16 protein-coding genes are annotated in these 19272 nt (G+C 68.9%); 8 read left to right on the forward strand and 8 right to left on the reverse strand.

Annotated elements, in window-relative coordinates:
• Positions 1 to 32: 32 nt before the first annotated feature.
• Together hemL and Q1K70_RS21670 are read right to left on the reverse strand one after the other, a co-directional pair.
• Complete coding sequence (gene hemL, locus Q1K70_RS21665; protein WP_300164699.1) at positions 33 to 1298, reverse strand: glutamate-1-semialdehyde 2,1-aminomutase; 1266 nt, start codon at positions 1296 to 1298, stop codon at positions 33 to 35.
• A 25-nt stretch (positions 1299 to 1323) separates the two neighbouring features.
• Positions 1324 to 1743, reverse strand: coding sequence for a VOC family protein (locus Q1K70_RS21670; RefSeq protein WP_300164702.1), 420 nt, complete (start codon positions 1741 to 1743; stop codon positions 1324 to 1326).
• Positions 1744 to 2233: 490 nt separating this feature from the next.
• Between Q1K70_RS21670 and Q1K70_RS21675 the strand changes: the two genes are divergently transcribed.
• The gene (locus Q1K70_RS21675; protein ID WP_300164705.1) at positions 2234 to 2635 is read left to right on the forward strand and encodes a hypothetical protein; all 402 of its coding nucleotides are present in this window, start codon (positions 2234 to 2236) and stop codon (positions 2633 to 2635) included.
• Positions 2636 to 2642: 7 nt separating this feature from the next.
• Here the strand turns inward: Q1K70_RS21675 and Q1K70_RS21680 are convergent, their stop codons facing one another.
• Entirely contained in the window at positions 2643 to 4796 is a 2154-nt protein-coding gene (locus Q1K70_RS21680; protein ID WP_300164708.1) for a SpoIIE family protein phosphatase, read from the reverse strand.
• Between the two features lie 174 nt (positions 4797 to 4970).
• Here Q1K70_RS21680 and Q1K70_RS21685 point away from each other — a divergent pair, with 174 nt between their 5' ends.
• From Q1K70_RS21685 to Q1K70_RS21705, 5 genes are all read left to right on the forward strand, one after another.
• The gene (locus Q1K70_RS21685) at positions 4971 to 5699 is read left to right on the forward strand and encodes an amino acid ABC transporter ATP-binding protein (protein ID WP_300164711.1); all 729 of its coding nucleotides are present in this window, start codon (positions 4971 to 4973) and stop codon (positions 5697 to 5699) included.
• 56 nt (positions 5700 to 5755) lie between these two features.
• Positions 5756 to 6574: an ABC transporter substrate-binding protein gene (locus Q1K70_RS21690; protein ID WP_300164714.1), complete on the forward strand. Its 819-nt coding sequence runs from the start codon at positions 5756 to 5758 to the stop codon at positions 6572 to 6574.
• 31 nt (positions 6575 to 6605) lie between these two features.
• Positions 6606 to 7307 carry an amino acid ABC transporter permease gene (locus Q1K70_RS21695; RefSeq protein ID WP_300164717.1) on the forward strand — a complete coding sequence of 234 codons (702 nt, stop codon included), beginning with the start codon at positions 6606 to 6608 and terminating at the stop codon, positions 7305 to 7307.
• Between the two features lie 118 nt (positions 7308 to 7425).
• Entirely contained in the window at positions 7426 to 8124 is a 699-nt protein-coding gene (locus Q1K70_RS21700) for an amino acid ABC transporter permease (RefSeq protein ID WP_300164719.1), read from the forward strand.
• A gap of 661 nt (positions 8125 to 8785) precedes the next feature.
• Entirely contained in the window at positions 8786 to 10447 is a 1662-nt protein-coding gene (locus tag Q1K70_RS21705) for a GDSL-type esterase/lipase family protein (RefSeq protein ID WP_300164722.1), read from the forward strand.
• 44 nt (positions 10448 to 10491) lie between these two features.
• Here Q1K70_RS21705 and Q1K70_RS21710 read toward each other — a convergent pair whose 3' ends face one another.
• The 5 genes from Q1K70_RS21710 to Q1K70_RS21730 form a co-directional block, all read right to left on the reverse strand.
• Positions 10492 to 12624, reverse strand: coding sequence for a histidine kinase dimerization/phosphoacceptor domain -containing protein (locus Q1K70_RS21710; RefSeq protein WP_300164725.1), 2133 nt, complete (start codon positions 12622 to 12624; stop codon positions 10492 to 10494).
• Positions 12625 to 12929: 305 nt separating this feature from the next.
• Positions 12930 to 13202 (reverse strand): TMEM165/GDT1 family protein, encoded by a 273-nt coding sequence (locus Q1K70_RS21715; protein ID WP_300164729.1) that lies wholly within the window; start codon positions 13200 to 13202, stop codon positions 12930 to 12932.
• 36 nt (positions 13203 to 13238) lie between these two features.
• Positions 13239 to 15185: a molybdopterin biosynthesis protein gene (locus Q1K70_RS21720; RefSeq protein WP_300164732.1), complete on the reverse strand. Its 1947-nt coding sequence runs from the start codon at positions 15183 to 15185 to the stop codon at positions 13239 to 13241.
• Positions 15182 to 16087 carry a carbon-nitrogen hydrolase gene (locus Q1K70_RS21725; protein ID WP_300164736.1) on the reverse strand — a complete coding sequence of 302 codons (906 nt, stop codon included), beginning with the start codon at positions 16085 to 16087 and terminating at the stop codon, positions 15182 to 15184. The genes Q1K70_RS21720 and Q1K70_RS21725 overlap by 4 nt, the downstream gene beginning before the upstream one ends.
• Positions 16088 to 16169: 82 nt before the next feature.
• A complete protein-coding gene (locus Q1K70_RS21730) occupies positions 16170 to 16799 on the reverse strand; it encodes a LysE family transporter (RefSeq protein ID WP_300164739.1) in 630 nt (209 codons plus the stop codon).
• Positions 16800 to 16887: 88 nt separating this feature from the next.
• Here Q1K70_RS21730 and Q1K70_RS21735 point away from each other — a divergent pair, with 88 nt between their 5' ends.
• Both Q1K70_RS21735 and glp read left to right on the forward strand, forming a co-directional pair.
• Positions 16888 to 17859, forward strand: a complete 972-nt coding sequence (locus Q1K70_RS21735) for a glucokinase (protein WP_300164742.1) — start codon at positions 16888 to 16890, stop codon at positions 17857 to 17859.
• A gap of 18 nt (positions 17860 to 17877) precedes the next feature.
• Entirely contained in the window at positions 17878 to 19113 is a 1236-nt protein-coding gene (gene glp / locus Q1K70_RS21740) for a gephyrin-like molybdotransferase Glp (RefSeq protein WP_300164745.1), read from the forward strand.
• Positions 19114 to 19272: the final 159 nt, after the last annotated feature.

Genomic DNA, 19272 nt, shown 5'->3' on the forward strand with positions numbered 1-19272 from the left:
CCGCCGGAGGCGTCTTTTCTCCCCCTCCCTCCCTACAACTGCACACGCCGCGCCGCGTCGAGGGTGCGGGCGTAGTCGTCCTCGGAATGGGCGAAGGACGTGAAGGCGCATTCGTAGGCCGAGGGGGCGAGGATGACGCCGGCCTCGCGCATCTGGTTGTAGAAGGCGGCGTAGAGTTCCGTGTCGCCGGCCTTGGCCGATTCGAAGTCCGTGACCGGGCCGTCGCAGAAAAAGAGGGTGAAAAGCGACGCGACCTGGGTCAGGTACACGGGCGCGCCCTTTTGGCGCAGGATGGCGGCCATTTCCTCGGCCAGGGCTTTGGTGCGGGCGGCCAGGCCGTCGTAGTCGGCTTTTTGGAGGGCGCGCAGGGTGGCCAGGCCGGCGGCCATGGCCAGCGGGTTCCCGGAGAGCGTGCCGGCCTGGTAGACCTCGCCGCAGGGGGCGATGCGCTCCATGATGCGCTTCTTGCCGCCGTAGGCTCCCACGGGCAGGCCGCCGCCGATGATCTTGCCCAGGCAGGTCAGGTCCGGGTCGATGCCCAGGACGGACTGCGCGCCGCCGTAGGCCAGGCGGAAGCCGGTGATGACCTCGTCGAAGATGAGCAGGGCGTCGTGCTTGCGGGTCAGGTCGCGCAGGCCTTCCAGGAAGCCGGGGGCCGGGGGCACCAGGCCCATGTTGCCGGCCACGGGCTCGACGATGACGCAGGCGATGTCCTGGCGCGAGGCGAACAGGGCCTTGACCGCCTCCAGGTCGTTGTACGGGGCGAGCAGGGTGTTGCGCACGGTGTCGGCGGGCACGCCCGGGGTGCCGGGGATGCACAGGGTGGCCAGGCCCGAGCCGGCGGCGGCCAGGAAGGGGTCGGCGTGGCCGTGGTAGCAGCCGATGAACTTCACCACCATGGACTTGCCGGTGAATCCCCGGGCCAGGCGCACGGCGCTCATGGTGGCCTCGGTGCCGGAGTTGACCATGCGCACCATGTCGATGCCGGGCACGGCGTCGACCACGGCCTGGGCCAGGGCGACCTCGTCGGGGCAGGGCGCGCCGAAGCTCGCGCCCTTGTCCGCGGCGGCGTGGATGGCGGCATTGACGTCGGGGTGGTTGTGGCCGAGCAGCATGGGGCCCCAGGACATGACGTAGTCGAGCATCTCCCGGCCCTCGACGGTGGTCATCCTCGATCCGGCGGCCGAACGGATGAACAGCGGATCGCAGCCCACGCTGCGGCAGGCCCGCACGGGGCTGTTGACGCCGCCGGGGATGAGTTGCTGGGCCTTGGCGAAAAGCGTTGCGGAATCGGTCATGCGCGGGGCTCCGGTGTGTTGGCGGTTAGGGGGTGTCGAAGAGGGTGAGGACGTAGCCGTTGATGTCCTCGATGCTCATTTCGCGGCCGCCGCGCGGGGAGGGGTGCGGGGCCTTGATGAAGGGGAGGATGTCGCCGAGCCTGGCGGCCAGGGCGTCGAAGTCGTCGCAGGCCAGGCCGATGACGGTCGTGCCGCCGATGCGGGCCTCGGCCAGGCGGGGCAGCTCGGCGGCCAGGGCGGTCCGGGACAGGAAGGCGAGCACGGCCTGGCCGCTTCTCACCTCGGCGTAGGCCAGGCGCACGGTGGGGGACCAGTCCGCCACGGGCTGTCTCGTGGCCTCGGCCAGCCCCCTGACGAAGGCGAAGCCGAGGACTTCATTATAAAAGGCCACGGTCCTGTTGACGTCTTCGACCATGAGTCTGGGCGCGACCTGAGTGACAGACATGCGCGTGCTCCCTGCCGGCGGCGGCCGGTCTTTTGGCGGGATTCATGGTAGCCGGGAGGGCCGGTGGGCGCAAGCCCAGGCTGCGTCCGGCATTTTCTCCTGTCATGCTAGGATTTACATTCGGTCCCGGCGCGGGTCTCATCCGCCGCTGTATGGCGGATTTTTTTCGACAGAAAACGACAATATGCTAAATTTATTCATGATAAATTTTAAGGTCCCCGGCGGGATACGGGCCGTTTCGGCTTGACAAGGGGCCATGTCTTCACTAGGTAGCGACGCTTCAAAACGGACCGAGAATCACTCCGTATCATCTTCGCGGCTCGCTTCATCTCCGAGAGTATTCCTCGCACCACCGAAGCCAACCGATCCATGCCTGCCGCAGCCGGGATCACCTTGCCAGCAGCCGGGACAGCCCGTCCTTACTCCGTCGGGTGTTGCATCGGCGCTGCATGGAGAGATGTGCAGCATGAGAGTAATTGCGTTTCTTCTTATGGCAATGACCCTCGCCGTTACTGTAGATGCTTCCCAAAGCAAGAAAGTTTCAATCGGAAAGTATTCCCCCAAAAAACGCATCGAAGCCACGGTCACCGCCTACACCCCGAACCCCCGGGAGAACGGCGGCCGGGGCACCAAATCCGGCACCGCCCTGGGCACGCGCATCCGGCCGGGCATCGTGGCCGTCTCCCGCGACCTCCTGCGTTCGGGCTGGGAGTTCGGCGACAAGATCCACATCGAGGGCCTGGGCGTCTTCACCATCGAGGACACCATGCACCACCGCTTCCGGCGCACCATCGACGTGGCCGTGCCCGACATGGACGCCGCCCGAAAGATCGGAAAGATGACCAAGATCGAGGTGACCCTGCTCGAAGTCCCCTCGGGTTCGGAGAGCTGAAGGCCGGTCAGGTCTTTTTGACCACCACCAGGGTGACGTCGTCCTCCTGGCGGACCCCGCCGCGGAACTGCGTCAGGTCCGCGATGACGGCCGCCACGATGGAGGCCGCCGGCCCCCGGGCCGCGCCCCGCACCACGGCCATCAGCCGGTCCTTGCCGTACATCGCGCCCGAGGCGTCGCGCGCCTCCCAGATGCCGTCCGTGCCGATGAGCAGGACCAGCCCCGGCCGGTCAAACGGCATGGCCGTCTCCACGTACCGATACTCCGGCTCGATGCCGAGCGGCAGCCCCTTGCCCGGCCACTGCGTGAAGGCGTCGGCCTCGGGGTCGTAGAGCAGGGCGGGGTCGTGGCCGGCGCGCACGTAGCGGGCCACGCCCTGCCCGGGGCGGAGCTCCATGGCGAAAAGCGTCATGAACCGACCCGAGTCGCCCACGTCGCGGCACAGCAGGCGGTTGGCCCGGGTCACGCGCTGGGCCGGGGTCTCGCTGTCCTCGGTGGCGAGGAGAAGGGCCCGGGCCGTGGCCATGAGCAGGGCCGAGGGCACGCCGTGGCCCGTCACGTCGCCCACGGCCGCGTCCAGGCAGATCTCGCCCCCGCGGTCCACGGCCCGGTAGTCGAAGTAGTCGCCGCCGGTCTCGTCGCAGGGAATGGCCGCCCCGGCCAGGTCCAGCCCGGGCACCTCCGGCGGCGCGGCCGGCAGCAGGTTGCGCTGCACCTCCTGGGCCAGTTCCAGGGAGCGCTGCAGGCGCATGTGGTCGGCCAGCACCGGCACGGTCTCGTTGAAGGCGTCGATGAGCGCCTGGCGCTCGTCGCTCAGGCGGTAGGACAGCCGCACCGAGAAATCGCCGCGCCCCAGGCGTTTCCAGGCGTCGATGGTGGCCATCATGGGGCGGATGAAGGCCCGGGTGATCCACAGGGCGGCCACGGTGGCCGCGGCCAGCACGAGCAGCATGGCCCCGCCGGACAGGCGCAGCAGGTTGCCCACGGCCGCCCCGATCTCGAGCCCCGCCTGCTCGGTCAGGGGCGCGAGCAGGGACTTGGGCACGATGATGAGGAAGACGGCCTCGTCCATGAACCGGGAATAGGCCCAGAAGGCGTCCTCGCCGTTGTACGGCAGTTCGGCCGCGCCCGCGCCGCCGCGCTTCATGGCCTCGAGCAGGGCGTTGAAGGCGGCCGCGTCCGGCGAGGAGAGCCGCTCGAAGTTGATGGCGCTTTTCCAGTCCGGGGCGTGGTTCTCGTAGGAGCGCTGGGCCCAGACGTAGAGGCTCTCGCGGCCGGTGGCCGGGTCGGGCATGGGGGCGGCCACAAAGGTGCGCATGGCCTCGGACCACTGGGAGGCGATCTCCTGCTCCTGGAGCACCCGGGTCAGGGGCACGTCGAGGCTGGCCACGCCGGCGAAGCGGCCGTCCGGGCCGGCCAGGGCCTTGGACAGGGTGAAGGTCACCTGCCCCGTGGCCGCGTCCACGGCCGGGGCGTTCCAGACGACAGGCCCGCCGGCCGGGGCGTCCGGGGCGAAGGCCGCCTTGGCGGCCACGAACCAGGGCCGCTCCCTGGGGTCGTAGTCGGCGGGATAGCCGGCGTGACCCGGGAAGGAGATGTGGGTGCCGTCGGCCAGGGTCACGGAGGCGAAGAGCAGCAGGTCGCCGAGTTCGGTGCGCAGCATGGAAAAGGTCGGGCCCAGGGAGGCCAGGCGGGCGTCTTCGCCGTTTTTTCCCCGGGTTCCGGGCGGCCGGTAGATCACCGGGCTGTCGCGGCTGATGGAGAGGCGTTCGGGGCCGCCGTCGGCCAGCCGGCGGGCGTAGGCCTGGTCGTCGGACATGTCCGGCGGGGCCTTGCGTTCGGCGGCCACGTCCGAGGCCCGATAGACCGGCGCGGGCTCGGCCGGCCGCGCTCCGGCCCGGGCCAGGGTCCGCTCGGCCTCGGAAGCCAGCACCGAGAGGCTGAAGTCCATGGCGCTTTTGGTGCGCCGCAGCACCAGCGCGTAGTCCTCGGCGGTCTGGCGCAGCTCGTTTTTGATGATGCCGGCCATGATCTCCCGGCCCTCGGTGGCGATGGCCTGGCCGAGACGGACCACATGGCTGCGGGTGAACCCCGTCAGCGCCACGAGGGGCACCAGGCTGAAACCCAGGAGCACCAGGAAAAATTTCCAGCGAAGCCGCATTCGTCCTCCCTGGGAAATGCTTAACGGAAGGGCTCGCTCTCGCGCAACGCCAAATCAGGGCCGCGTTTGACAAATTGGAAGGCTTGCCGCATCCTCGCGCATTACGGACAGCCATGACGCCAGGCCATCGAACGCCGCCGCCCGGCGGCGCGCCATAAGGGAAACGACGCGCCCATGCCCATGATCGAATTCCACAACGTGCATAAGTGGTACGGCGACTTCCACGTGCTCAAAGGGGTCACCGACGCCGTGGAGCCCGGCGAGGTGCTCGTCATCTGCGGCCCGTCGGGGTCGGGCAAGTCCACGCTCATCCGTTGCGTCAACCGGCTGGAGGAGTACCAGAAGGGGCACATCCTCTTCGAGGGCCGCGACATCCACGGCGACGACGTGGACGTCAACAGGCTGCGCTGCGACATCGGCATCGTCTTCCAGCAGTTCAACCTGTATCCCCACCTGTCGGTGCTTAAAAACATCACCCTGGCCCCGGTTAAGGTCAAGAAGACGCCGCGCGCCGAGGCCGAGGAGCTGGCGCTGGCCCTGCTCGAGCGGGTGGGCATCCACGCCCAGGCCAAAAAGTTCCCGGCCGAACTCTCGGGCGGCCAGCAGCAGCGGGTGGCCATCGCCCGGGCCCTGGCCATGCGGCCCAAGGTCATGCTCTTCGACGAGCCCACCTCGGCCCTGGACCCGGAGATGATCAACGAAGTCCTAAACGTCATGAAGGACCTGGCCCGCGACGGCATGACCATGCTGTGCGTGACCCACGAGATGGGCTTCGCCCGGGAGGTGGCCGACCGGGTGGTGTTCATGGACCACGGCGAGATCCTCGAAGGCGCGCCGCCCGGGGAGTTCTTCGGCAACCCGAGGCACGACCGCACGAGGCTTTTTCTCAAGGAAATACTGTGAGCCCCGCGCCGGGCACGGCCCCGGGGAAACGCCAAACCGCCCGCAAGGAGGCTCCCATGCGCAAGGCCGCCTGGATTTCGGCCGCCGTCTGTCTCGCCGTGCTGTGCGCGGCCCCGTTCGCCACGGCCGGCAAGCTCGACGACGTCAAGTCGCGCGGCGTGCTCGTCGCCGGCGTCAAGGACTCCCAGCCGCCCTTCGGCTACGTGGACGAGAAGACCAACCAGATCGTCGGCTTCGAGATCGACCTCATGGAGGCCCTGGCCAAGCGCCTGGGCGTCAAGCTCGAACTCAAGCCCGTGACCTCCTCCACCCGCATCCCCATGCTCGCCCAGGGCGCGGTGGACATCGTGGCCGCCACCATGACCCACAAGAAGGAGCGCGAGGACCAGATCGACTTCTCCATCACCTATTTCATGACCGGCCAGAAGCTCTTGGTCAAAAAGGGCGGCGGCGTCGCCTCCGCGGCCGACCTGGCCGGCAAGAAGGTCGCCTCGGTCAAGGGCTCCACTTCCGAGCAGAACGTTAAAAAGGCCCAGCCCGGCTGCACGGTCATCTCCTTCGAGACCTATCCCGAGGCCTTCCTCGCCCTCAAGCAGGGCAAGGTGCAGGCCATGACCACGGACGAATCCATCCTGGTCGGCATCAGGAACAGCGACGACAACCCCGAGGCCTGGGAGATCGTGGGCGACTACATCTCGCCCGAACCCTACGGCCTGGGGCTGCCGGAAAACGACTCCGACTTCCGCGACGCCGTCAACCTGGCCCTCATGGACATGTGGGAGACCGGCGAATACCAGAAGATCTACGAGAAGTGGTTCGGCCCGGGCAAGAAGGACCACCTGCCCCTGACCTGGAAGATGGAGCTGTGGCCCTAAGCCGCGCACCTGAAGGGATCAGGAAGCTTTCGTGGCGTACAACTTCGACTTCGGCCAGGTGATCAGCGGGGAGTACGGGCAGTGGCTCGTGTCGGGCCTCGTGACCACGCTGCACATCTCCGCCGTCTCCATCGTCCTGTCCCTGGCCTTGGGCACGGCGGTGGCAGTGCTGCGCCTGTCGAAGGTCCGGCCGCTGGTCTGGGCCAGCGCCGCCTACACGGAATTTTTCCGCAACACGCCGCTGCTGGTGCAGATCTTCTTCTGGTACTTCGGCTCCTACAACGTGCTGCCGACGGCGGTGAACGATTGGCTGGCCAGGCGGGACTTCGAGTTCGCCTGCGGCGTCATCGCGCTCACCGTCTACACCAGCGCGTTTATCGCCGAGGAGATCCGCTCCGGCGTCTTCTCCATCCCCAAGACCCAGTTGGAGGCCTCCCGGGCCTGCGGCCTGTCCTTCCTCCAGGCCATGGCCTACGTGATCCTGCCGCAAGCCTTCCGGGTGGTCATCCCGCCGCTGATCTCCCAGTTCCTGAACCTCATCAAGAACTCGTCTTTGGTCATGACCATCGGCGTCATGGACCTGACCTACATGGCCCGGCAGATCGAGGCCCACACCTTCCACGGCTTCGAGGCCTTCACTGTGTCCACGGCCATGTACCTGTGCATCTCCCTGATGGTCTCCCTGGGCGTCAACCTGTACAACCGGCGCGTGCTCCACGCCCGGGCGCGATAGAGCAAGGTCCCTAAAAAATATGTCGATATTTTTTAGAGAGAAAAAAACCACGATATTGCGCCGTTTCCGAAACGCATGCGCAAGCGTTTCGCAGGCGCGACGCTAAAGGGACGACGCCATGCACTGGAACGTCGTCTACAACAACTTCGGCTACCTGCTGATGGGGGCCTATCCCAAGGGTCCCCTCGGCGGCCTGGCCATGACCGCCATACTGGCCCTGGCCGGCATTTTCGGCGCGTTCTGGCTGGGGCTCGGCATCGGGCTTGCCCGCATCGCCAGGGACAGGCGGCTGCGCTGGCCGGCCATGGCCTACATCGAGGTCATCCGCGGCACGCCGCTTTTGATGGTGGTCTTCTGGTTCTACTTCCTGGCCCCGGTGCTGCTCGGCAAGACGCTGCCCGAGGCCGAGAGCGCCGTGATCGCGCTCATCGTCTTCACCAGCGCCTACATCGCGGAGATCGTGCGCGCCGGGGTGGAGGCCCTGCCCACGGGCCAGATGGAGGCGGCCAGGAGCACCGGGCTTTCCCACGCCCAGGCCATGGTCCACGTGATCCTGCCTCAGGCGCTCTTCAACATGATCCCGTCCTTCGTCAACCAGTTCGTCTCCCTGACCAAGGACACCTCCCTGGCCTTCATCATCGGCGTCAACGAACTGACCAAGGCCGCCACGCAGATCAACAACCGCACGCTGACCGCGCCCACGGAAATCTTCATCGCCATCGCCCTGCTCTATTTCGTCATCTGCTTCTGCCTCACCGAACTCTCCCGCCGCCTGGAAAAGCACATCAACCGCTACCAGGCCCGGGGCCGCTCCTAGCGTCGCCTCCCCTCGAAAAGCGCAGGCTTTTTGAGGGGACAACATGCGAGGAGAACTGTTTTTTCATAAAGCTGCCGACGTGTTTGTCCGGGGCGCAGCATTGGGCGGCCCGGCCGTTTCGCGCCGCGGCATCCGCAAAAGGGGCGGGACGCGACAGCCCCGAAGCGTGCCCCCTCAAGCGACGAGCCGGCATGCGGGGACGACCGCACCCCTGGTTTCGGCCGGGCGTCGTCCCCTTTCTCCATCAGCACTGTAAGGACAAGGCGAGACAAGGCCTCGGCCCGGCGAGAGGTCGGCGGTGCCTTTTGAACAGGTTGCATCAAGGCGCAAGATGGAATGCGACGTGTGGAAACGGCAAGGCGTGAATGGATGAATTTCAGGGAAAACGCCTCAATTGGCGCGGGCAACTTAATTGTGTTGACACGATTTTGAATTATATATTCGAGAAAACCTCGAAATCAATGTCCAGATCTGCATGATATCTTAATGTAGAGATTAGAATATCAAAAAAATATTCACCGTTACGGCACGCAGAACCAGACATTTTAAGTACGAAATACAATGCGCTTCCTGTCGAAGGCTCTTTGGTATATAGCCGCAAGGACGAGACAAATCCGAGCCGCGTCGGCTGGCTGGAAGATATTCCCGCAACGGTGGATGGATGCGATCATTGTTCCGCAATTTTTCGCTGGCGGCCTGCGCCGTCGCGGCGGCGCTGCTGCTGTGCGAACTGGGCGCCCGGCTGCTGCTTGCCCCTTCGCAACGCGACGCCCGCGACATGACGCGCCTCGACGTGGGCTGGGCCTCCATCAAGGGCCTGGGGACGGCCGACCCGGTGCTCGGCTACCGCCTGGCTCCTGACCGGGCCGTATCGGAATACCGCACCAACGCCCTGGGCTACCGTGCCTTCGCCTTTTCCCCGGCCAAGCCGGCGGACACCTTCCGCATCGTCTGCCTGGGCGGCTCCACCACCATCGGCAGCAACGCCGGCCACAACAGCTACGCCTATCCCGAGATCCTCAACGACTTCTTCGCCCGGGCCCTGGCCGGCACGGGCAAGCGGGTCGAAGTCGTCAACGCCGGCGTCTTCGGCTACCATTCCTGGCACAGCCGCATCCGCGCCGCCCACGAGTTCGACGCCCTCTCCCCGGACATGTACTGCGTCATGGACGGCCTCAACGACGTCCTGGCCGCCTACAACACCCGCCTGGACGTCATCGACGCCGGAAAGAAGAAGAACCAGGACCTGCTGGTACGCCTGGTGAACCGGGCCGGCGGCGACGACAACGAGGCGTCGCCCGATCCGGCGGGCTGGCTCGAGCGCTCGGCCCTCTTCCAGGCCGCGTCGCGGGCGGGAGTGGCCTCCCTGAGCGCCCTGGGGCTGGCCGACGGCATCCTGGCGGCGCGGTTCGAACATTTCGGCTATAAGGACAACCTCGCCCGGCTCATCGCCGCCAGCCGCGAAAAGGGCATCGAGGTCCTGCTGGTGCGCTATCCCTGGATCGTCGGGCCGGGCCTTGGCCCGAGCGAGGCGCGAAGGCGCCTGCCCTTCGCCCTTCCCGCGCCCCTGGCCGGGGCCTACGTCTTCGGCCGCCGGGCCGTGCGCCAGGCCGACGAGGCCCTCTCCCGGGAAACCGGCGCGCGCCTGGCCGACCCCCAGCCCGTCTTCGACGACCTGACCCGGGACCCGGCCCGCATCCGCGACCTGTATTCCGACACCATGCACCTGACCCGCTACGGCAATCTCCTCCTGGCCTGGGAGGTCTACAAGGCCCTGCTCACCGACCCCGGGCTGCTGGCCTTCCTCGGCCCGGTCAAGCTCCCGGCGGCGACGGCCTTTCCGGAATCCTTCGGCTACCTCGCCCAGTGGCCGGGATTGCGCGACAAGCCGGACGCCAAGTGGCGTCTATTGGCCTTTGCTCCGCAACTGGCCCTGGAGCGCGCGGAAAACCTCGTCCAGACCGTGGAGGACGGCTGGCTGGTCACGGCGCCGGCCGATCCGGCCAGCCCGGGCCGCCTGGTCCTGCGCTTTCTGGAGGAGCCGGCGGACAGGACCCTCGACGTCCTGCCCCGGGCCTGTTCCCCGGACGACGCGGTGACCGTGTCCCTGCTCGGCCCGGACGGGAAGGAGACGGCGCTTTTGTCGTTCGGCGGCGACGTCCCCGGCCGGTGGACCCCGGCCCTGGAGCCCCGGGCCGTGACGTTGCCGCCCGGCAAGGTCGGGGAATCCCGGATCGTCGTCGGACTGCGGGGAAAAAACGCCCAGATATGGAGCTACGCGGACCGGGTGTTCTTCCCGGACCATCTCCTCGCCGGCCCCTGAGCCAAGGGCGCACGCGGCACGCAGCCAGGCCTGCGTTTCGCCCCCTACCGGATGAAAGGTTCCGTCTCCACGGAAAAGACCGCCTCGAAGCGCAGGCCGCCGTCCGGCGGCCGGGTCAGCGTGGCCCGGCCCTCGAGCTGGCGGGCGAGTTCCTTGACCAGGGTCATGCCCATGCTGCCGGCCCCTTCGACATCGAAGCCCGGGGGAAGCCCCTGCCCGTCGTCCTGCACCCAGACGCGGGCCAGGCCGCCCTCCTGGCGGCAGCCCAGGCGCAGCGTCCCCGCGGTCTGGCCGGGAAAGGCGTGCTTGCAGGCGTTGGTGAGCAGTTCGCTGCACAAAAGCCCGCAGGGCACGGCCTTGTCCAGGGGCAGGCGGACCGGAGACGTTTCGAGGATCAGGCGCACCCGCGAGGCGACGTCGGAATAGACGCCCAGCACGCCCTGGGACAGCACCCGCAGATACTCGGCCAGGTCGATGGCGGCGAAATCGCCGTGGTTGTAGAGTTGCTGGTGGACCAGGGCCATGGAGCGGATGCGGATCTCCAGGCGGCGCAGGCGGTCGCGTTCGGCCGGGTTTTCGGCGTCGTCGGCCTGCAGGCCGATGAAGCTCAGGATGATCTGGAGGTTGTTTTTGACCCGGTGGTGGATCTCCTTGAGCAGGACGGTCTTTTCCTCCAGGGCGCGCTCGCGGTCCGTGACGTCGTCGAAACGGATGACCACGCCGTCCGTGCCGTTGGCCACGAGGGGATAGAGCAGCATGTCCAGGAAGTGGATGTCCCCGCCCTGGGGCAGGGGAAGCTTTTCCACCACCAGGGCGCGGCGTTCGCGCAGGGCCATGTCCACGGTATGCATGTAGCCGGCGAGAAGCGGCAGGGACTGCGCGGCCTCGCGGCCCATGGCCGCGTCCTTGTCCAGGCCGAACAGATGGGTGGCCGTGCCGTTTAAGTGGGTGACGTGGCCTGTGCCGTCCAGGCCGATGATGGCCGAGGGCATGGATTCCAGGATGTTGTGGAGCATCGAGCGCATTTTGGCCAGGGCCGTCATGGCCTGGTCCAGCTCCTGCTCGCGTTGCTGCAGGGCCGAGGCCATGGCGTTGAAGCTTTCCCCGAGGCGGCGCACTTCCAGGCTGCCGCCGTCGGCGGCGGTTTCGGCCCGGGCGTCCAGGTCGCCGCCGGCCAGCCGGGCGGCGGCGTCGGCCAGGTTGGCGATGCCCCGGCCGATGGCGTACCTGCCGGCGGCCCGGGCGATGACCAGCGCCAGGAGGATGGCCAGGAAGGCCTGGGTCAGGCCCCGGCGCAGCTGGACGTCGGCCCGGGCGTAGGCCTCGGCGCGGGTGCTCGAAACGATGATGGTCAGATACGGCGGTTCGCCCGGGCCCAGGCGCAGGCGCGCGAAGCTGAAGAGTCCTTCCTCGCCCGTGAGCCTGGCATCGATGAACAGGCCCGTGTCCGACGCGGAGGCGAGGCAGCGATCGCGGATGTGCGACGTGATGGCGCCGCCGAGCGGATAGCGTTGGTCGGGCGGATAGGCGACCATGCGCCGGCCCTCGGCGTCCACCAGCGTGACCCGTACGTGGGACGGCAGCTCGAGGCCGCGCAGGAAGCGGTCGTACCCTTCGAGGTAGTAGGACAGGCCGATGATGCCCTTGACCTCGCCCCGGGCTTCCTGGTCGGCCTTGGCGAAGGCCATGATGGCTTTGCCCGTGGCCCGGCCGAAGATGAAGCCGCTGACGCCGAGGTCCCGGCGCGCCACGGCGTCCTTGAAATAGGAGCGGTCCGAAAGGTCCACGCCCAGGAAGGCGGGCAGTCCCGAGGCGACCACCCGCCCGGAGGCGTCGGTCAGGAAGATGTTGGACATTTCCGGGTGGTCGTCGAGCAGGGAAGTGAAGAGGCAGTTGAGGGCCGGCAGGTTGCGCTCGCGCGCCTCCTCGGTGTGGGCCAGGGCCACGAGCAGGGCCTGGGATTGGCTCTCCACGCCGTCCTGGATGGCGACGAGGCCCCGGGTCAGGTTGCGCAGCTCCTCCCGGGCCAGGGTTTCCGCCATGCGCCTGTTCTCGAAGCTCGTGGTCACGATGATGCCCATGGCGGGAAGGCCGGCCATGAGCACGACGGCGGTCAGAAGCGTGGTGATGGAGCGGCCGAACACCCATTGCCGCGACCTGGCGAGAAGGTGTCCCATGCCTGTCATAGACAGGATTCCAGAGGAAATGTCCAGGTCGGCCGGCGCAAGGTCAGCGGGCCGGGCCGCCCCCCGGCGCGCGCCGGGTGAAGTGCGCCCGCAGGAAGCCTTCCTCCTCGTCCACGGCGAGCAGCCAGCCCGACACCGTGGCCAGCTGGTCCTCAAGCACGGGACGGGCGTTCGGCGCGACCAGGAACTCCAGTTCCCGGGCCCGGGAGAGGCGGAGATACCAACCTATCTCCAGGCCCAGGCCTCAGCACTTCCCGCGCAGGTCGAAGGAAAGGCGTTCGTCTTCCATGGGAGGCCTAGAGCTTGTCGAAATAGATGAGCACGCCCATGACCACGAAGGCCACGGCCGCGACCTTCTTGATGATGTCGGGCGAGACGAAGTTGCAGATGAAGTCCGCGAAAATGACGCCGAGCAGGCTCGTGGCCACCAGGGCCAGGGAAGAGCCGGCGAAGACGATCCAGGGCTTGCGCGAATCCGCCGCCGTGAGCACGCAGGCCAGCTGCGTCTTGTCTCCGAGTTCGGCCACGAAGATGGTGGCGAAGGTCGTGAAAAGCAGTTTCCAGTCCATGCATCCCTCTGCGTCGTTTCGTCTCGCCCGGGTCGGTCAGGCGGCCGGTTCGCCGGGCAGGCCCATTCCCGGGGCCATGATCCGGCCGGTCCATTCGGTCTCGTAGCCGCCAAGCGCCAGCACCCGCTCCCGGAAGGCGTCGGAGCGCACCACTTCGAGCACGGCCGCGATCTTGGGATCGTCGGCGAAGGCTTGCGGCATGACCAGGTCATAGCGTTCCCTGGCCAGGGGCACGAAGTCGAGGCCCAGGGCCTTGGCCGCCGCGAAGACGCCCAGGCCGCAGTCGGCCGCGCCGGTCTTCACGTTGACGGCCACGGCCATGTGGGTATGCTCCTCGCGGCCGTAGCCCTGGATCTGCTCCGGAGACAGGCCGGCCCGGCCCAGGTGGTGGTCCAGGAGCACCCGCGTGCCCGCGCCGCGCTGGCGGTTGATGAAGCGCACGTCCGGCCGGGCCAGGTCGGACGCGCCGAGGATGCTCTTTGGGTTGCCCGGGGCCACGATGAAGCCCTGCTGCCGGATGGCCAGGTTGACCACGGTCACGGCCAGGCCGGGCAGGTATTTGACCAGGAAGGGGAAATTGTAGTCGCTCGTGGCCGGGTCGAAGAGATGGGAGCCGGCCAGCATGGCCGCGCCGTTTTTGAGCGCGATGAGTCCGCCCATGCTGCCCACGTGGCTGGAGGCCAGGCGCATGGGCGGATCGTGGCGCATGAGCATGTCGGCCAGGATGTCCAGGGTGTTGTCGTGGCTGCCCACGCACACGAGCGTGCGGGACAGCTCGTCGGCGTCGACCAGCAGTTCCGCCGTGACCATGGCCCCGGATTCGAGGCCCTCGGCCTCGGGCGGGAGCTGGGTGACGGCCTGCGCCTTGGTCAGGCTGGAGATGCTGCCCGCGCCCCGGGACAGGGGCAGGGCCACGTAGCTGCCGCCGACCTGGCCCACGGCCAGGCGCACGAAATCCACCATGCCGATGCGCGAAGGCACGCTGCGGGCCAGGGTCGCCGTCACGGTCTGGCGCGACTGCGGTTCGGTCCGGGTCAGCCAGCAGGCCAGCGGATAGAGCAGGCGCTCGAAGCAGACCACGGAGCTCACCGGATAGCCCGGCGCGCCTACGACCAGCTTGCCCCGGGCGTGGCCCAGGAGCGACGGCTTGCCCGGCATGGCGGCCACGCCGTGGACCAGCACCTCGCCCACGCGCTCGATGGTGGCCCGGGTGAAGTCCTTGCTGCCGGCCGAGGAGCCGGCCACGACGACCACCACGTGGGCGTCCGAGGCGAGGCCTTCCTCCAGGGCGGCGGCCAGGGCCTCGGGGTCGTCGCGCACCGGGGCCACGCGGGTGCACTCCATGTTCCAGGAGGCGGCCAGGGCGCACAGCAGCATGGAGTTGCTCTCCACCACCTGCCCGGGGCCGGGCTCGGGCCTCGCCGTGAAGTCCATGACCTCGTCGCCGGTGGGGATGACCCGCAGCCGGATTTTTTCGTAGACCGAGACGTCATACGCGCCGCACGACAAAAGCGCGCCGATGTCGTAGGGCGTCACGCGCCGGTGGCGCGGCAGGATCATCTCCGTGGCCACGATGTCCTCCCCGATGCGCCGCACGTGGGCGAAGGGGGCCACCGGGGCCTCGATGGAGGCGATCTCGCCGTCCATGACCACGTTTTCGATCATGACCACGGCGTCGAAGGCCGGGGGCAGGGGGTGGCCGGTGTTGACGAACACGAAGTCCTCGCCGGGCCGCAGGCGCACGGGCGCGCCCTCCCGGGCCGTGAACGTGTCCGCGGCGCGCACGGCGATGCCGTCCATGGCCGCGCTGTGGAACGTGGGCGAGGAATAGCGGGCGATGACCGGTTCGGCCGTGACCCGTCCGGCGGCGCGCGAAGCGTCGATGCGCTCCGTGCCGACCAGCGCCTTGCGGTCCAGGGCGGCCTTGACCTTGGCCAGGGCCTCCTCGATGGGAATGGTGCGCAGGTAGATGTTGCGCTTCATGATTGCCCTCCCGCCTCCTCGTTGTAGAGCCGGCACAATTCGCCGTAGGCGTCGATGCGGCGGTCGCGCAGGAAAGGCCAGTGCCGCCGCGTGGTTTCCACGGCGAGCGGGTCGATGACCGCCGTGATGATTTCCTCCCCGGCAAGGCCCGCCTGGGCCACGATGCGCCCGGACGGATCGGCCACGAAGGAGGAGCCCCAGAATTCCAGCGTCTCGCCGTAGCCCGTTCCCGAGCCTTCCACGCCCACCCGGTTGACGGCTGCCACGTAGACGCCGTTGGCGATGGCGTGCCCGCGCTGGATGGTGATCCAGGAGTCGCGCTGGGTCTCGCCGTACTGCGCCTTTTCCGAGGGGTGCCAGCCGATGGCCGTGGGGTAGAGCAGCACCATAGCCCCCTGAAGCGCCGTGGCCCGGGCCGCCTCGGGAAACCACTGGTCCCAGCAGATGAGCGTGCCGATGGGCCCGAACGGCGTACGAAAGGTCTTGAAGCCCAGGTCGCCGGGCGCGAAGTAGAATTTCTCCTCGAAGCCCGGGTCGTGGGGGATGTGCATCTTGCGGTAGACGCCGATCGTCTCCCCCTGCGGGCCGAGCACGGCCAGGGAGTTCTGGAAGCAGCCCGGGCCCCGGCGTTCGAAAAGCGGCGCCACCACCACCACGCCGGCCGCCTTGGCCGCCGCGGCCATGGCCGCGGTGGTCGGTCCGGGGATGGGTTCGGCCAGGTCGAAGGCGGCGTGGTCCTGGTTGCGGCAGAAGTAGGGCGTGGCGAAAAGCTCGGGCAGGCAGACCACGTTCGCCCCCTTCCGGGCGGCCTCGGCCACGCGGGCGGCCGCCTTGTCCAGGGAATCGGCCACGGTCTTTTCCGGCGACATCTGCACGAGGGCCAAGGTGAACGGCGCGGCCATGGAGACTCCTTGGGGGCAACGGGCGTTGCAATCGAAACAGGTTAGCATGATACGGCCCTTCCCGGCAAAGGACAATGCGGCGTCATGGGCCGGCGAGCAGGGTAAGTCCCTGCCGGACGAAAGTTGCGGCGAAATAGAAAAGCGACAGGCCCAGCGCCCCCATGAGCAGCCGGTAGGCCCGGCCGGACAGAAACCGGCCGCACCGGCCCGTGACCACGGCGGCCGCGACCTTGGCCCCGACGATGGCCACGTAGAAAAAGGCCAGGAAGACCGCCGCACCGGCCGGGCCCGAGGCTTGCGCCTCCAGGAGCAGCGGCACGCCCACGGCGGTCCAGAACAGGTACGGATGGGGATTGGTGAAATTCGCCGCCACGCCGCGCCAGAGCGATCTCGGCGCTTCCCGGACCGCCTCGGCCGCCGGCGGCGCGACCCGGAAGCAGTCGAGGCCGTAGCGGGCGAGCAGGGCCGCCCCGGCCAGGGAGACCGCCCCCAGCACGGCCGGCGTGCCGGAAAACCGCGACAGCGCCAGCCAGCACAGCACGATGATGGGCGCGTCCGTGACCACCGGGGCCAGCGCCACCTTCACGCCCTCGGCCGTGCCGTGGCGCAGCGTCTGGGTCAGCACCAGGGAGAAGAGCGGTCCCGGCGAGAAACCGGCGGAAAGCCCCAACGCGGCGGCGGTCAGGGCCAGGGAGGGAAGGGATTGGGCCATGCTTGCGTTTCCGGTCCGGCCCCGGCTACACTGCCGGCGGCGCGAGCGCAACGTGCCGCAAATCACGCCCTGTTTCAAGGAGGCCCTCATGTCCCGGCCCGGCGGTTCGCCCCTGCGGCATATCCTGGCCGCCGACGTCGGAGGCACCAGCAGCCGCTTCGGCCATTTCACCGCCTCGCCGGAGGGTGGCCTGGAACTGGCCGCCCAGGTCAGCCTGTCCACGGTCGAGGCCGCCTCCTTTCCGGAGCTGCTTGAGCGCCTGCCCGGGGCGGGCTTCGACCTGCCCTTGGGCTTGGCCGAGGCCGCCGTCTTCGCCGTGCCCGGCGCGGTGGTCGGCCGGCGCGTTTCCTTCGCCAACATCGGCTGGTCCCTGGACCTCGACCAGTTGGAGGCGGCCTTGGGCCTCTCCGTGACCGCCTGCGTCAACGATTTCCTGGCCCAGGCCCACGGCTGCCTGCTGCTTGGCGACACGGCCGAAACCGTCCTGCCCGGCGACATGAACCCGGACCTGATCCGGGCCGTGATCGGCGCGGGCACGGGCCTCGGCCACGCCGCCCTCGTGCCCCTGGGCGGCGGGCGTGTCGCGGCCCTGGCCTCCGAGGCCGGACAGGCGGCCTTTCCTTTCCGGGACGACCAGGAGGCCGCCTTCGGCCGGTTCCTGTGCCGCACGACCGGCGAGGGGTATGCCCGGGCCGATTCCGTGGTGTCCGGCTCGGGACTGGCTTGCCTGCACCGGTTCCTCACCGGCGAGGACCGGTCCCCGGCCGCCGTGGGCGCGCTGCTGACGCCCGAGCACCCGACCACGGCGCTCTATGCCCGGTTTTACGGCCGGGCGGCGCGCCAGTACGTCCTCGCCCTCGTGGCCGCCGGCGGCGTGTACGTCAGCGGCGGCGTGGCGGCGAAAAACCCCGTCCTGGTCATGCACCCGGAATTCGGCCGGGAGTTCCGCGATTCCCCCACCTATGGGGAACTTTTGCGCAAGACACCGGTGCGTCTGGTGCGCCACGAGCTCGTCGGCCTCTACGGCGCGGCCCGACTGGCGCTCGACCTCTTACCCTAAGCCCCAAGGATCGCCGCCATGCGTGAAGGCTTTTTCCGGGCCGTGTCCACGGCCCAGTTCCGGGACCTGCTGCGTACGTTCGCCCCGCTCACCCCGGCGACCGTCGATCTCCTGGCCGCGCGCGGCCGCTTCCTGGCCGCCGACGTCACCGCCGCCGAGAATCTGCCCGCCCATCCCCGCGCCGCCATGGACGGCTACGCCGTGCGTGCCGCCGACGTCTTCGGCGCCACGGAATCGAACCCCGGCTACCTCGACCTGGCCATGGACATCCCCATCGGCCTGCTTCCGGAAAATCCCCTTCCACCGGGCCACTGCGCCCGCATCGTCACCGGAGCCCTCCTGCCCCGGGGGGCCGACGCCGTGGTCATGGTGGAATACACCGAGGACATGGGGGCCGGGGCCGTGGAGTTCCGCCGGCCCGTGGCCCCGGGCGACAACATGCTCCTCGCCGGCGAGGATGCGACGCTCGGACAATGCGTGCTGCCCGCCGGCACGCGGCTGCGGCCCCAGGAAATCGGCCTGCTGGCGGCGCTGGGGCACGAACGCGTGGCCGTCGGCGGCCTGCCCCGCGTCGGCGTGCTCTCCACCGGCGACGAGCTCGTGCCCGTTGCCGCCAGCCCCAGGCCGGGCCAGATCCGCGACGTCAACAGCCATGCCCTCGCGGCCATGGTCGCCGCCGCCGGCGGCAAGCCGAGGACCTATTCCCTCGTGCCCGACGACCTTCCCGGCATCACCGCCGCCCTGGCCCAAGCCGCCGCCGAAAACGACCTGACGCTTCTCTCCGGCGGCAGTTCGGTCGGCGCGCGCGACTTCACCCTGGACGCCCTGCGCGGCCTCGGCGCGGAAATCCTGGCCCACGGCGTGGCCATAAGCCCGGGCAAGCCCACCATCCTGGCCTGCCTCGACGGCAAGCCCGTCCTCGGCCTGCCCGGACAGGTGACCTCGGCCCAGATCGTCATGCTCGTCTTCGGCCTGCCGCTGCTCGCCCACCTCGCCGGCGACCCCGGGGCCTTCGACCGCCCCCCCCGCACCTTCCCGGCCATCCTGTCGCGAAACGTGGCTTCCAAACAAGGCCGCGAAGACCACGTCCGGGTGCGCCTGGAAACGCGCCCCGGCCAACTCCCCCTGGCCCACCCCGTGCTCGGCAAGTCCGGACTGCTCAAAACCCTGCTGCTCGCCGACGGCTGCATCGTCATCCCGGCCGACCGCGAAGGCTTCCCCGGCGGCGTCGAGGTCGACGTCCGGCCGATCTGAGCGAAGGGCGAAGAAAGGCGAAGAGGCCTCCGGCGGGGGGGGGGGGGGGGGGGGGGGGGGGGGGGGGGGGGGGGGGGGGGGGGGGGGGGGGGGGGGGGGGGGGGGGGGGGGGGGGGGGGGGGGGGGGGGGGGGGGGGGGGGGGGGGGGGGGCGCGGGCG

It is taken from the genome of Solidesulfovibrio sp. (genome assembly GCF_029978005.1).
Classification (GTDB): domain Bacteria; phylum Desulfobacterota; class Desulfovibrionia; order Desulfovibrionales; family Desulfovibrionaceae; genus Solidesulfovibrio.

Coding starts and splice junctions, on each gene's coding strand:
- Q1K70_RS21710 (WP_300164725.1), bottom strand. CDS start 12,624: ATGGGACACCTTCTCGCCAGGTCGCGGCAATGGGTGTTCGGCCGCTCC.
- Q1K70_RS21715 (WP_300164729.1), bottom strand. CDS start 13,202: ATGGACTGGAAACTGCTTTTCACGACCTTCGCCACCATCTTCGTGGCC.
- Q1K70_RS21680 (WP_300164708.1), bottom strand. CDS start 4,796: ATGCGGCTTCGCTGGAAATTTTTCCTGGTGCTCCTGGGTTTCAGCCTG.
- Q1K70_RS21730 (WP_300164739.1), bottom strand. CDS start 16,799: ATGGCCCAATCCCTTCCCTCCCTGGCCCTGACCGCCGCCGCGTTGGGG.
- Q1K70_RS21670 (WP_300164702.1), bottom strand. CDS start 1,743: ATGTCTGTCACTCAGGTCGCGCCCAGACTCATGGTCGAAGACGTCAAC.
- Q1K70_RS21700 (WP_300164719.1), top strand. CDS start 7,426: ATGCACTGGAACGTCGTCTACAACAACTTCGGCTACCTGCTGATGGGG.
- hemL (WP_300164699.1), bottom strand. CDS start 1,298: ATGACCGATTCCGCAACGCTTTTCGCCAAGGCCCAGCAACTCATCCCC.
- Q1K70_RS21685 (WP_300164711.1), top strand. CDS start 4,971: ATGCCCATGATCGAATTCCACAACGTGCATAAGTGGTACGGCGACTTC.
- glp (WP_300164745.1), top strand. CDS start 17,878: ATGCGTGAAGGCTTTTTCCGGGCCGTGTCCACGGCCCAGTTCCGGGAC.
- Q1K70_RS21720 (WP_300164732.1), bottom strand. CDS start 15,185: ATGAAGCGCAACATCTACCTGCGCACCATTCCCATCGAGGAGGCCCTG.
- Q1K70_RS21675 (WP_300164705.1), top strand. CDS start 2,234: ATGGCAATGACCCTCGCCGTTACTGTAGATGCTTCCCAAAGCAAGAAA.
- Q1K70_RS21735 (WP_300164742.1), top strand. CDS start 16,888: ATGTCCCGGCCCGGCGGTTCGCCCCTGCGGCATATCCTGGCCGCCGAC.
- Q1K70_RS21725 (WP_300164736.1), bottom strand. CDS start 16,087: ATGGCCGCGCCGTTCACCTTGGCCCTCGTGCAGATGTCGCCGGAAAAG.
- Q1K70_RS21705 (WP_300164722.1), top strand. CDS start 8,786: ATGCGATCATTGTTCCGCAATTTTTCGCTGGCGGCCTGCGCCGTCGCG.
- Q1K70_RS21690 (WP_300164714.1), top strand. CDS start 5,756: ATGCGCAAGGCCGCCTGGATTTCGGCCGCCGTCTGTCTCGCCGTGCTG.